The sequence below is a fragment of the Microvirga terrae genome (assembly GCF_013307435.2).
Classification (GTDB): domain Bacteria; phylum Pseudomonadota; class Alphaproteobacteria; order Rhizobiales; family Beijerinckiaceae; genus Microvirga; species Microvirga terrae.
The window spans coordinates 4,453,647-4,466,214 of the sequence record NZ_CP102845.1; the positions used below are offsets into that span (position 1 = coordinate 4,453,647).

Genomic DNA, 12,568 nt, shown 5'->3' on the forward strand with positions numbered 1-12,568 from the left:
GCTAAACCTGTTGGACGTTTGCTTTTGAGGGTTGAGCCTATGGTTGCCACCTGGGCCGTCGTGCTGTCGGCGCTGGTTTATCTCTGCTTCCTGTTCACCGTGGCCCACTGGGGCGATTATGGCGGGCGGCGCTTCATTCAGGGTCCGGCTCGCTCCACCATCGCGTCCCTCGCCCTTGCCGTCTATTGCACGTCCTGGACCTTCTTCGGATCCGTCGGGCTCGCCAGCCATTCCGGCTTCGACTTCCTGGCCATCTATATCGGGCCGATCCTCGTCATCGGCTTGGGCTATCCCCTCGTCGCCCGGATCGTCAGGGTGGCCAAGACGCAGAACATCTCCTCCATCGCCGACTTCGTCGCGGCCCGCTACGGCAAGAGTGAACGGGTGGCCGCCCTCGTGAGCCTGATCGCCCTTGTCGGCTCCGTGCCTTACATCGCCTTGCAGCTGAAGGCGGTCTCGTCATCGCTCGACGTCTTTCTCGGAGCGGCCAACGAGACGTTCCCGTCGCAGCTTCCCTTCATCGGTGATCTCGCCTTCGTGGTGGCGCTCGTATTGGCGGGGTTTGCGGTCGCGTTCGGCACCCGCCACACGGATGCGACGGAGCACCAGAACGGGCTCCTTCTGGCGATCTCCCTGGAATCCCTGGTCAAGCTCATCGCCTTCCTGATCGTCGGCGGATACATCACCTTCGTGATGTTCGACGGCTACGATGCCATCGTGCAGCGCCTCCACGCGCAGGGGACCACGGCGGATCTGATGAGCCGGACCTCGGGCTTCGGCAGCTACATCACCCTCATCCTGCTCTCCACCTGCGCGGCTCTCCTCCTGCCGCGCCAGTTTCACGTGACGGTGGTCGAGAACCATGACATCGCGGATCTGAAGCGGACCGCTTGGCTGTTCCCGCTCTATCTGCTCCTCATCAATCTCTTCGTAATCCCGATCGCGCTCGCAGGCCTTGCGTCGTTTCCGGAGGGCGCGGTCGACCGGGACATGACCCTGCTGGCGTTGCCGCTCGCCGACGGGGCGGGTACCGTCGCGGTCATTGCCTTCCTGGGCGGATTCTCGGCCGCCACAGCAATGGTGATCGTAGACTCCGTCGCCGTGGCGGTGATGATCTCCAACCACCTCGTCATGCCCATCGTCCTGCGGCGGCGCGCCTTTGCGGGAATCGATCCCGGCAATTTCGTGATCGGCGTGCGGCGCATCTCGATCGTCGTCGTCATTCTCCTGGGCTATGCCTATTACCGCGCCTCCGGCGAAGCGGCGCTTGCCGCCATCGGGCTTCTTTCCTTCGCGGCTATCGCGCAGGTCGCGCCTGCCTTTCTCGGCGGTCTCATCTGGTCGCGCGGCACGGCGTTCGGGGCCAGCATCGGGCTCGTGGTCGGCTTTCTCACCTGGGCCTACACGCTTCTCCTGCCGAGCCTCGTCTGGGACGGGGTGTTCTGGTCCGACGTGGTCGTCACCGGTCCATTCGGCATCACGGCCCTCAAACCGACCGCCCTGTTCGGCGTCGACCTGCCCCAGCTGACCCATGGCGTGGTCTGGAGCCTGACGCTCAACATCCTGTGCTATATCGGCTTCTCCCTGTGGCGGCCGGTGACCGCCATGGAGCAGATCCAGGCCGATCTGTTCATAGGCGAAGCCGCCGCCTCGGCGGCCCCGAGCTTCCGCCTGTTCCGCGCCAGCGTCACGGTCGGCGAACTGCGCGCCACCGTCGCCCGCTACCTCGGCGAGGAGCGGACGAACCGATCTTTCGAAGGATTCACCCATAGCCGCGGACAGAACCTCGACCCGCGGGCCGAAGCCGATGTCCATCTCCTGCGCTACGCGGAGCACCTCCTGGCATCGGCCATCGGCACGGCGTCCTCGCGCCTCGCGCTGTCGCTGCTCCTGCGCCGCCGCACCGTTTCCACGGAAGCCGCTCTCAAGCTGCTCGACGATGCGTCCGCGGCCATCCAGCACAGCCGCGACCTGCTCCAGCATGCGCTCAACTACGCCAAGCAGGGCATCACCGTGCTCGACAGCGATCTGCGCCTGCTCGCCTGGAACCAAGCCTTCATCGATCTCTACGACATGCCCCCCAACTTCGTGCATGTGGGGATCAGCATGGAGCGCATCGTGCACTACAACGCCTCGCGCGGATCCTATGGACCGGGCAAGATCGACGAGCTGGTGGCCGCGCGCCTGCACTCGTTCCGGCACGATGTGGAGCCCGTGCGCCTCAGGCTCTATCCGTCCGGCAAGGTGATCGAGATCCGGTCGAACCTGCTTCCCGACGGCGGCCACGTGACCACCTACACGGACGTGACCGAAACGGTTCTGGCCGAGGAGGCGAGCCGCCGGGCGAACGAGACCCTGGAACAGCGCGTGCGCGAGCGAACCGAAGAGCTGACGCGCCTCAACGAAGCCCTGCGCAGCGCCAAGGCCGAAGCCGACGAGGCGAACATCTCGAAGACGCGCTTTCTCGCCGCCGCCTCGCACGACATCCTGCAGCCGCTCAATGCGGCGCGCCTCTATGCGGTCTCCCTGGTGGAGCGGGACCGCGAAGCAGGCGACGGGACGCTCGCCGAGAACATCGACGCCTCCCTCGACGCGGTCGAGGAAATCCTGACCGCCATCCTCGACATCTCGCGCCTCGACACCGGCGCGATGAAGCCGCAATGGTCGAGCTTCCGCATCGACGAGCTGTTCCGCCAGCTCCAGCGCGAGTTCGAGCCCGTGGCGCGCAACAAGGACCTCAAGCTCACCTTCGTGCCGTCCTCCCTGACCGTACGCTCCGACCGGCGCCTGATGCGCCGCCTGCTGCAGAACCTGATCTCCAACGCGATCAAGTACACGCCGTCGGGCCGCGTGATCGTCGGTGGGCGCCGTCGCGGCAGCCATATCGTGCTCGAGGTGTGGGACACGGGTCTCGGCATTCCGCCCTCGAAGCAGCGCATCGTCTTCCGCGAGTTCCAGCGCCTCGATCAGGGCATGAAGGCCGCGCGGGGCTTGGGCCTCGGCCTGTCCATCGTCGAGCGCATCGGACGCGTGCTCAAACATCCGATCACGCTGAATTCGGAGGTCGGACGCGGATCCGTGTTCCGGGTCGAGGTGCCTGTGGTGGCGGCTCTTCCGGCGACGGCCGCCACGCCCGAGCCGCCGAAGCCGGCTGCGACGATGCTGTCAGGCCTGCGCGTCCTCGTGATCGACAACGAGCCGGCGATCCTCGAGGGCATGCGCCTGCTCCTCTCGGGCTGGGGCTGCGATACCTGGACGGCGTCGGACCTGGAGAGCGCCCATCAGGCGCTCAGAACGCATAAGGCCCTGCCGGAGGTGATCATCGCCGATTATCACCTCGACGAGACGGACGGCCTCGAGCTGATCAAGGCCCTGCGCTGGAAGACCCAGGTCGACACGCCGGCCGTGCTCGTGACCGCGGACCGCACGCCGGTCGTTCGCGACGCCGCGGCGGCCATGAACATCCATGTGCTCAACAAGCCCCTGAAGCCGGCGGCCTTGCGGGCCCTGCTGACCCAGTGGCGGGCCACGAAGGTGGCGGCGGAGTAGGAACCGGCACTCCGTCATCACCGGCCTTGTGTCGGTGATCCCGATTCCAAGAGCGCTGAGCTTCAGAAAGTCGGGATGGCCGGGACTGATCCCCGGATCAAGTCCGGGGACGGCCATGACGTGGGAGAGGTCACGAGAAAGGCGTCATTCCGCCTGCAATGCCCGATCCACAGCCGCGAGCGCATGGAGTGTCGTCGTGTCGAACAACGGAACGGCGCTGTCCGCATCCGAGACCAGCAGCATGATCTCGGTGCATCCGAGGATGATCCCCTGTGCGCCGTGTTCGATCAGGCGCGCGATGATCTCTCGGTAGGCCTGCCGCGACTCCGGCCTGACCGTCCCGAGCACGAGCTCCTTGTAGATGATCTCGTGCACGATCCGCCGGTCGTCCTCTTCCGGGACGATCACGTCGAGCCCATGATGCTGCTGCAGGCGGCCCTTGTAGAAGTCCTGCTCCATCGTAAAGGCCGTGCCCAGGAGGCCGATGCGTTCCAAGCCCGCCGCCTTGATCTTCGCGGCCGTGGGATCGGCGATGTGAAGCAGCGGAAGGCCCACGGCCGACGAGACCGCATCGGCGAGGCGGTGCATCGTGTTGGTGCAGATGACGATGAAGTCCGCTCCGCCGCGCTCCAGGCGCAGGGCGGCCTCCTCCATCGCCTCGGCGAGCCTGTCCCATTCGCCGTCATGCTGCAGCCGCTTGATGTCCTCGAAATCGAAGGAATACATCAGGCATTGGGCCGAGTGGACTCCGCCGAGGCGCCGGTTCGTCTCCTGGTTGATGATGCGGTAATACTCGGCCGAGCTTTCCCAGCTCATGCCGCCGATGAGCCCGATCGTCCTTGGTTGCATGGCTGGGCCTCACGAACTCGGTGTGTAGGGCTCGCGGCCGCTTGTCAGCGCATCGTCCAGCAGTTCGAGCCGATCCTGGCCCCAGAACACTTCCCCGTCGAGCACATAGGCGGGCGAGCCGAAGACGTCGCCCGCCACCGCGTTTTCCAGGTTGAGGGCATAGATCGCCTCGGTGGTACTGCCGGTCACCACGTCCATGAGGGAGGACGAGTCGAGCCCCGCCTGCTCGGCCAGTTCCGCGAGAACGAGCGGATCGGACAGGTCACGCTCCTCCTCCCATACGGCGGCGAAAGCCCGGCGCAGGAAGACGTCGGGGCTCTTGCCGGATGCCGTGATCGCGATGACGAAACGGTCGGCGAGGTTCACGTCGAACGGCCAGTGCTTCGGGCTGATGTTGAAGGACAGGCCGCGTTTCTCACGCCAGCGCTGCAATTCGAGGATCCGGTAGCGCTGCCGCGCCGGGTGGCGCTGAGCCAGGGGCAGGCCGCCGGTCTCCGAGAAGACGCGGCCCAGGAAGACGGGCTTGTAGTTGACCTCGACGCCGTGCTTCTGCACGATCTCCATGAAAGGCGCATGGCCGATATAGGCCCAGGGGCTCACGAGGGAGAAGTAATAGTCGATGATGCGGGGCATGGATCCGATTCGGGGTTGCGCTGGCCGGAACGGCGTCGGCCCCACCTTGAACCATCAGGCGGCGCTCTTCAACGTCTCTTCGGCTGCCAGGAAAGCCTCGACTTCGGGGGCGGCTGCCGGCGCCTGCGCATCGACCCCGATCTCGCCGAGCAGGCGCTCCATGGGAACGAAGCGACGCTCCCTGCGGTCATAGAGCCCCGCCCGCACGAGCGCGATGGCGTTGAGCACGGGACGGCCGTCCCTGGCTTTCGAGATCAGCCGGTGCTCCATCACCACATGGTTGGCCGACCAGGTCAGGATGCGGGTCTCCAGCGCGAAGGCGCGAAAGGGCCTCAGCTCCCGCCGGAAGCGGATCTGTCCCGCTCCCACGACGGGCACCCAGCCGTGCCTGAGGATGGGGCGCCACAGGCCGGACCGGATCATGATGTCGGTTCGCCCGAGATCCATGAGCGTCCAGTAGCGCCCGTTGTTCATGTGCAGAGACGTATCCAGATCATGCGGCCACACCCGGAATCCCAGGCGCGACACGTCCCGCGCCGGATCGAGCTTCCTTCGGAAGAGCGACATGACGATGAGGTGAAGGACGCGCAGCCACAGATTCATGCCAGGCCCATCATGCCAAGCCCATGCCCGTCTGGCGTTGAAACAGGATCAGGTCGAGGGAGGGAGCCTCGAGGCCGAAGCCCGTGAGCAGGCCATGGACCTGTCCGCGGTGATGGGTCTGATGATTGAAGAAGTGAGCGAGCGCCGGCGCCAGCGGCTGCTCGACCTCGACCGGGTTCGTGATCGTCCGATAGCGGATGCGTCCGGCAAGATCGGCGTCGCACAGGCCGTCAACATAAGCGACGATCCGCGCATCCTCCCTCTGGCGCGCCTCGCGAAGCGCTGAGAAATCCTCGAACAGGATCGCGTCGAGCCGGTTCGGCGCCTCCCCCTGGCCGGAAAAGCGCTTCAGCCAGATGCGGTCGGTGGCGAGGAGATGGTTCAGCGTGCCGTGCACCGACTTGAAGAACGCCCCGCGGTCGGCGCGGTAATCCGCATCGGACAAGTGCGCGGCACCATCGTAGATGCGCTCGTTGCACCACGCATTGTAGCCCGCCATCATGGCATAGTGCGGCTTCATGGGGAGGCCCCTCCGTGTCTTCACACCCTCCGAGTCATGGGACGCAGTGGGGCATCGGTCAAGATTTCGCCGGGGCCCCTCCCCGTCATGGCCGGGCGTGTCCCGGCCATCCCGCTGAGTCGAGGCGCGGTGCTTCTCGGATCGGGATCACCGGCACAGGGCCGGTGATGACAAGACGCGGGAGACGATCAAGCCGCCTTCTTCGTTCCTGCGGCGCGGCCGTAGAACGTGTCGCCCGAGGCGGCCATGTCGAGGAGGATCTTCGGCGGCGCGAAGCGGTCGCCGTGCTTGGACTGCAGGCTCTGGCACAAGGCCACGAAGGCCTTTGCGCCCATGAAGTCGATGTAGGAGAGCGCGCCGCCCGTATAGGGGGCGAAGCCGAAGCCGAGGATCGACCCCACATCCGCCTCGCGCGGATCGGTGACCACGCCCTCCTCGAAGGTGCGGGCCGCTTCCAGAGCCTGGGTGACGAGCAGGCGCTGCTTCAATTCCTGCATGTCGACGAACTCGGGCTCGACGTGCTTGGTCTGCAGATCCTTCAGGCCGGGCCACAGGCGCTTCTGCCCGCCTTCCGGATAATCGTAGAAGCCCTTGCGGTTCTTGCGGCCGAGCCGCCCCTCTTTCTCCACGAGCGTGGTGAGCAGGTCCTCCTGCTCCGGCACGATGGCGGCTTCGCCCAGCTGGGCCTTGGTGGCGCGCAGGATCTTGAGGCCGAGATCGACCCCGACCTCGTCGTTGAGCGAGAGCGGCCCGACCGGCATTCCGGCCTGCCTGCCCGCCTGCTCGATCATCGCGGCCGGCAGGCCCTCGGTGAACATGAGGTGTCCCTCGAGGATGTAGGCGAGCACGCATCGGTTGGCGAAGAAGCCGCGCGAGTCGTTGACGACGATCGGCGTCTTCTTGATCAGCCGCACGTAGTCGAGCGCCGTGGCGAGCGCCGTATCGCCGGTCTCCTTGCCCATGATGATCTCGACCAGCATCATCTTCTCGACCGGCGAGAAGAAGTGGATGCCGATGAACTGGCCGGGCTTCTTCGACTGCTGGGCCAGACCCGTGATCGGCAGGGTCGAGGTGTTTGACGCGAAGACGCAGTCCGGGCGGATCGCGGCCTCGACCTTCTGGATCACCTCGGCCTTGACCTTGGGATCCTCGAACACGGCCTCGATGACGAGATCGCAATCGTTGAGATCACCATAATCGGCGGACGGCGTGATGCGGGAGAGCAGCGCATCGCGGTCCGCCGTCTTGGCGCGGCCCTTCATGATCTGGTCGCTCATGAGCTTGTGCGAATGGGCCTTGCCCTTCTCGGCCGATTCCATGTCGCGGTCGACGAGCACCACGTCGAGGCCCGCATTGGCCGTGACGTAGGCGACGCTCGCGCCCATGAAGCCTGCTCCGACGACGCCGACCTTCTTCAGATTCGTCGGCGGCACGTCCTTCGGACGGCGCGCGCCCTTGTTGAGATCCTGCATGGAGATGAAGAGCGTGCGGATCATCGCGGCCGCCTCCTTCGAACGCAGGATCTTGGCGAACCAGCGCGACTCCACCTTCAGGGCGAGGTCCATCGGAAGCTGCAGCCCCTGATAGACCGATTCCAGGATCGCGCGGATCGCCGGGTAATTGTCCTGGGTCTCGCGCCGGTAGATGGCGTTCGCCGGAGGCCAGATCTGCATGCCGGCGGCGGAAAAGACCTTGTTCGACGGCAGCTTGTAGCCCTTCTGGTCCCAGGGTGCGACGGCGGAACCGCCGTTCCTGATCCAGTCCTTGGCGGTCTCGACGATGGCGTCGCGGGGCGCGACCGCATGGACGAGGCCCATGTTGCGGGCCATCAGCGGGCGGATCTGCTCACCCTTGAACAGCATCTGCAGGGCATCGCCCGTCTGCATCAGGCGCGCCACGCGCTGCGTGCCGCCGGCGCCGGGGAAGAGTCCGACCTTCACCTCGGGCAGGCCGACGCGGGTCGAATCCACATCCGAGAGCACGCGGAAATGGCAGGCGAGCGCCAGCTCGAAGGCGCCGCCGAGGCAGACGCCGTGCACGGCCGCGGCAAACGGCTTGCCGCTGGTCTCGAGGCGGCGGTAGAGCAGCGAGAGCCGGCGCGATTCCTCGAAGAAGAACTGCATCGCAGCCTCTTCGCCCTTTTCCTTCGCAAGCCGCGCATATTCGGCGCCGAGCCCCTGGAGCATGGTGAGATCGGCCCCGCCGGAGAAAGCCTCCTTGCCGGAGGTGATGACGCAGCCCTTGATCGCCTCGTCGCCGGCGACCGCGTCGATGATCTGCTCCAGTTCGCCCATCACCTCGGGGGTGATCACGTTCATGGAGCGGCCGGGCATGTCCCAGGTGGCGACCGCAATCCCGTCGGCATCGACCTCGAAGCGGAAATTGGTGAAGTTCGTCATGGTGGTTCTCCCGTTTCCGCCGTCTCAAACCCGCTCGATGATCGCAGCCGTGCCCATGCCGGCGGCGACGCACAAGGTGATCAGGGCCGTCTGCTTGTTCGTGCGCTCCAGCTCGTCGAGCACGGTGCCCAGGATCATGGCCCCGGTGGCGCCGAGCGGGTGGCCCATGGCGATGGCGCCGCCGTTCACGTTCACCTTCGCCGGGTCGAGATCCATCGCCTGCATGTAGCGCAGCACCACGGACGAGAAAGCCTCGTTGATCTCGAAGAGATCGATGTCGTCCTTCGTCATGCCGGCCTTGCGCAAGGCGAGCTCCGACACGTCGATGGGGCCGGTGAGCATGAGCGCGAGATCGGACCCGATGGATGCGAAGCCCTTCAGGCGCGCCCGCGGCTTCAGGCCGGCCTTCGCGCCGCCTTCCCGGCTGCCGACGAGCACCGCAGCGGCACCATCCACGATGCCCGAGGAGTTGCCCGCGTGATGCACGTGATTGACGAACTCCACATCCGGATGCGCCGCGGTCGCGACCGCATCGAAGCCGCCCATCTCGCCCATCTGAACGAAAGCGGCCTTCAGCTGGCCCAGCGACTGCATATCGGTCTGCGGCCGCATGTGCTCGTCCTTCGCCAGGATCGTGATGCCGTTGACATCCTTCACCGGCACGACGGACTTGGCGAAGCGGCCATCGTCCCAGGCCTTCGCGGCGCGCTTCTGCGACTCGACCGCGTAGGCATCGACATCGTCGCGCGAGAAGCCGTATTTCGTGGCGATGAGATCCGCCGAGATGCCCTGCGGCAGGAAATAGGTGGGAATGGCGATGCCGGGATCGACCGGCCATGCGCCGCCCGACGCGCCCATGCCGATGCGGCTCATGGATTCGACGCCGCCCCCGATGGCGATGTCCTTCATGCCCGACATGACCTGCGCGGCAGCGAGGTTCACGGCATCCAGACCCGAGGCGCAGAAGCGGTTGATCTGCACGCCCGGAACCTCCTTGCCGAAGCCCGCCTTCAAGGCCGCGGCGCGTGCGATGTCGCCGCCGGCCTCGCCGATGGGATCCACGCAGCCGAGCACCACGTCCTCCACCAGCATCGGATCGAGATCGTTGCGCTTGCGGATGGCATCGAGCGCCGTCACGGCGAGATCGACCGCCGGAACCTCGTGCAGCGAACCGTCCGGCTTGCCGCGTCCGCGCGGGGTGCGAACGGCGTCATAGATAAAGGCATCAGCCATGAGGGTCTCCCGGTCATGTGGTCGTCCCGGACGCGAGGCGCGCCGGGATCGTTGTCGGATAAGGAACGCTTTACTTGCTGCGCGGTCAGAACGCTTCCGCCGGCAGCGCCATGGTCGTGTCCGCCCCGGTGGAGATGCGGGCGAGACGCATGCCGGTCTCGGGCATCATCCGCTCCATGAAGAAGCGGCCGGTCAGGAGCTTGGCATCCATCTTGTCGGCAACGCCGTTGCCTTCGGCCTTCTTCGCCTGGGCGGCCTTCGCCATCTGGGCCCACATGTACCCCAGGACCACAAGTCCGAAGAGATGCATGTAGTCGGTGGCGCCCGCGCCGGCATTGTCGGGCTTCGCCATGGCGTTCTGCATGAACCACATGGTGGCCTGCTGCAGATGGCCGAGACCCTGCTGCAGGGGCGCCACATAGGCCTTCAGGCTTTCGTCGTCGGCATTCTCCTGGCAGAAGGCGCCGACCTCGTTGAAGAACGCCATGATGGCGCGCCCGCCGTCCTTGCCGAGCTTGCGGCCCACAAGGTCCATGGCCTGGATGCCGTTGGCGCCCTCGTAGATCATGGCGATGCGGGCATCGCGCACGAACTGCGACATGCCCCATTCCTCGATGTAGCCGTGGCCGCCGAACATCTGCTGCGCCTTGACGGCATTGTCGAAGCCGAGATCGGTGAGCACGCCTTTCACCACGGGGGTCATGAGACCCATGTAGTCTTCGGCGGTCTGGCGCTGCGCCTCGTCGGACGAGCGGTGCGCGATGTCGTTGTTCAGCCCCGTCCAGACGATGAGCGCCCGCGCCGCCTCGTTGAATGCCTTGATGGAGAGCAGCGTGCGGCGCACGTCCGGATGCACGATGATCGGATCGGCCGGCCTGTCGGGGAACTTGGCCCCGGTGAGCGCACGGCCCTGCAGGCGGTCCTTCGCGTAGGCCACCGCGTTCTGATAGGCGACCTCCGACTGGGACAGTCCCTGGACGCCGACCGCCAGCCGCGCCTCGTTCATCATCACGAACATGGCGTTGAGGCCGCGGTTCGCCTCGCCGATCAGCCAACCCCTGGCGCCGTCGTAGTTCATCACGCAGGTGGCGTTGCCGTGGATGCCCATCTTGTGCTCGAGCGACCCGCAGGAGACGCCGTTGCGGTCCCCGAGGGAGCCGTCGGCATTGACGAGGATCTTCGGCACCACGAAGAGCGAGATGCCCTTGGTTCCGGCGGGCGCTCCTTCGATGCGGGCAAGCACCAGGTGAACGATGTTCTCCGCCATGTCGTGCTCGCCGGCCGAGATGAAGATCTTGGTGCCGGAAATGGCGTAGGATCCGTCCCCGTTCGGAACGGCCTTCGTCTTGAGGAGGCCGAGATCCGTGCCGCAATGGGGTTCGGTGAGGTTCATGGTGCCGGTCCAGGCGCCCTCGATCATCTTCGGCAGATAGGTCTTCTTCTGCTCGTCGGTTCCGTGCACCACGAGGGCCGCGATGGCCCCCTGCGTCAGGCCCGGATACATGCCGAGCGCCAGGTTGGCCGAGGAGACGAATTCCTGCATCACCGTGTTGAGGACGGACGGTAGACCCTGGCCGCCGTACTCCCCGGGCGCGGCCAGTCCCATCCAGCCGCCGGCGGCATAAGCGTCGTAGGCTTGCCTGAAGCCCTTCGGGGTCGTCACCGAGCCGTCGGGGTGGCGGGTGCAGCCCTCCTGGTCGCCGGGGAGGTTCAGGGGCGCGAACACCTCCTCGCAGAGCTTGGCGCCCTCGGCGAGGATCGCCTCCACCGTGTCGGAGGTCGCATCGGCGAAACCGGGCAGGTTGTTGTGACGCTCAATCGGAAACACGTCGTTCAGGAGGAACATGACGTCTTCGACGGGGGCCTTGTAGACCGGCATTCGAACTCTCCCAGATCCCATTCCGGCATGAACGTTCCCATGAGGAAGATGCCGGCCAAGTAGATAGTTCACATATAAACTATTCTGCCGTCTTGGGAAGAGGTAGGGTGGGAAATCTTTGGTGGAAGCCGTGACGATCAGGGCCGGCCCGGCCTGGCCCCGTCCCGACGGAACTTCCCCTCCTCCAGCAGCATCGGATCCTGAAGCGGCTGCCGATCTTGCGGCCCGGACCGAGGGTCGGTGGCGTCTCAGTGCGGCGGGGAGATCGCTCCAGCAGGAAGCCTGCCCGGCCCGTTCGCGCTCACAAGCGAAAACGCCCATCCGTTCGCAGAGCCGCGGCTCTGCGAACGGATGGGCTGTCTCGGACGATCGCGTTGCGGCTCAGGCGGCGACGGCGAGGCCGGCGCGCCGGGCATGGAGCTCGGCCAGGGCCTCCTCGATCTCGCCTCTCTGCTGCTCGAGATGGCGGATCTGATCTTCGATCTGGTCGAGGGACAGCTTGAGATTCATCGCCGCTCCGTTGCCAGACCGCTCCTCGGCCACCATGGCGCGGATCTCGGTCAGGGTGAAACCGAGCTGCTTGCCCTTGAGGATGACGGAGAGTCGCTCACGGTCGCGGGCATCATAGATGCGTGCCGTCCCGTCCCGTCGAGGGGAGAGAAGGCCGCGATCCTCGTAGAACCGCAGGGTGCGGAGCGTGACCCCGAACTCGCGGGCCAGATCGCCGATCGTATAAAGTTTTGCACTCTCGCCGGCAGGAGTGCTGCCCGTAAACTGGTCCATGGAACCCCCCGTGATTTCTTCATGACAGGGTAAGTATGAGCACTTCCCCTTCAGTAATGAAATGATAGAACATTATTTAGCCTCTTTGCAATAGTGTTACGTTTCGGATCTGCCGCTGGG

Annotated in this window: 9 protein-coding genes; 1 reads left to right on the forward strand and 8 read right to left on the reverse strand. The window is 65.7% G+C overall.

Going from position 1 to position 12,568, the window contains the following annotated elements; genetic code table 11:
- Nucleotides 1–39 precede the first annotated feature (39 nt).
- Nucleotides 40–3,549, forward strand: a complete 3,510-nt coding sequence (locus tag HPT29_RS20965) for a PAS domain-containing hybrid sensor histidine kinase/response regulator (protein WP_173947106.1) — start codon at nucleotides 40–42, stop codon at nucleotides 3,547–3,549.
- 144 nt (nucleotides 3,550–3,693) lie between these two features.
- On the opposite strand, the gene HPT29_RS20970 is transcribed toward HPT29_RS20965, so the two are convergent.
- The 8 genes from HPT29_RS20970 to HPT29_RS21005 all read right to left on the reverse strand — a co-directional run bounded on the left by HPT29_RS20970 (nucleotide 3,694) and on the right by HPT29_RS21005 (nucleotide 12,448).
- The gene (locus HPT29_RS20970) at nucleotides 3,694–4,398 is read right to left on the reverse strand and encodes an aspartate/glutamate racemase family protein (RefSeq protein ID WP_173947105.1); all 705 of its coding nucleotides are present in this window, start codon (nucleotides 4,396–4,398) and stop codon (nucleotides 3,694–3,696) included.
- A 9-nt stretch (nucleotides 4,399–4,407) separates the two neighbouring features.
- Nucleotides 4,408–5,031 (reverse strand): 2-hydroxychromene-2-carboxylate isomerase, encoded by a 624-nt coding sequence (locus HPT29_RS20975; RefSeq protein WP_173947104.1) that lies wholly within the window; start codon nucleotides 5,029–5,031, stop codon nucleotides 4,408–4,410.
- A gap of 54 nt (nucleotides 5,032–5,085) precedes the next feature.
- Nucleotides 5,086–5,634 (reverse strand): thioesterase family protein, encoded by a 549-nt coding sequence (locus tag HPT29_RS20980; protein WP_173947103.1) that lies wholly within the window; start codon nucleotides 5,632–5,634, stop codon nucleotides 5,086–5,088.
- A 10-nt stretch (nucleotides 5,635–5,644) separates the two neighbouring features.
- Entirely contained in the window at nucleotides 5,645–6,154 is a 510-nt protein-coding gene (locus HPT29_RS20985; protein ID WP_173947102.1) for a DinB family protein, read from the reverse strand.
- Nucleotides 6,155–6,342: 188 nt separating this feature from the next.
- The gene (locus tag HPT29_RS20990; RefSeq protein WP_173947101.1) at nucleotides 6,343–8,553 is read right to left on the reverse strand and encodes an FAD-dependent oxidoreductase; all 2,211 of its coding nucleotides are present in this window, start codon (nucleotides 8,551–8,553) and stop codon (nucleotides 6,343–6,345) included.
- Nucleotides 8,554–8,577: 24 nt separating this feature from the next.
- A complete protein-coding gene (locus HPT29_RS20995; protein ID WP_173947100.1) occupies nucleotides 8,578–9,786 on the reverse strand; it encodes an acetyl-CoA C-acetyltransferase in 1,209 nt (402 codons plus the stop codon).
- An 85-nt stretch (nucleotides 9,787–9,871) separates the two neighbouring features.
- Entirely contained in the window at nucleotides 9,872–11,665 is a 1,794-nt protein-coding gene (locus tag HPT29_RS21000; protein WP_173947099.1) for an acyl-CoA dehydrogenase C-terminal domain-containing protein, read from the reverse strand.
- Nucleotides 11,666–12,046: 381 nt separating this feature from the next.
- Entirely contained in the window at nucleotides 12,047–12,448 is a 402-nt protein-coding gene (locus HPT29_RS21005) for a MerR family transcriptional regulator (protein ID WP_173947098.1), read from the reverse strand.
- Nucleotides 12,449–12,568: the final 120 nt, after the last annotated feature.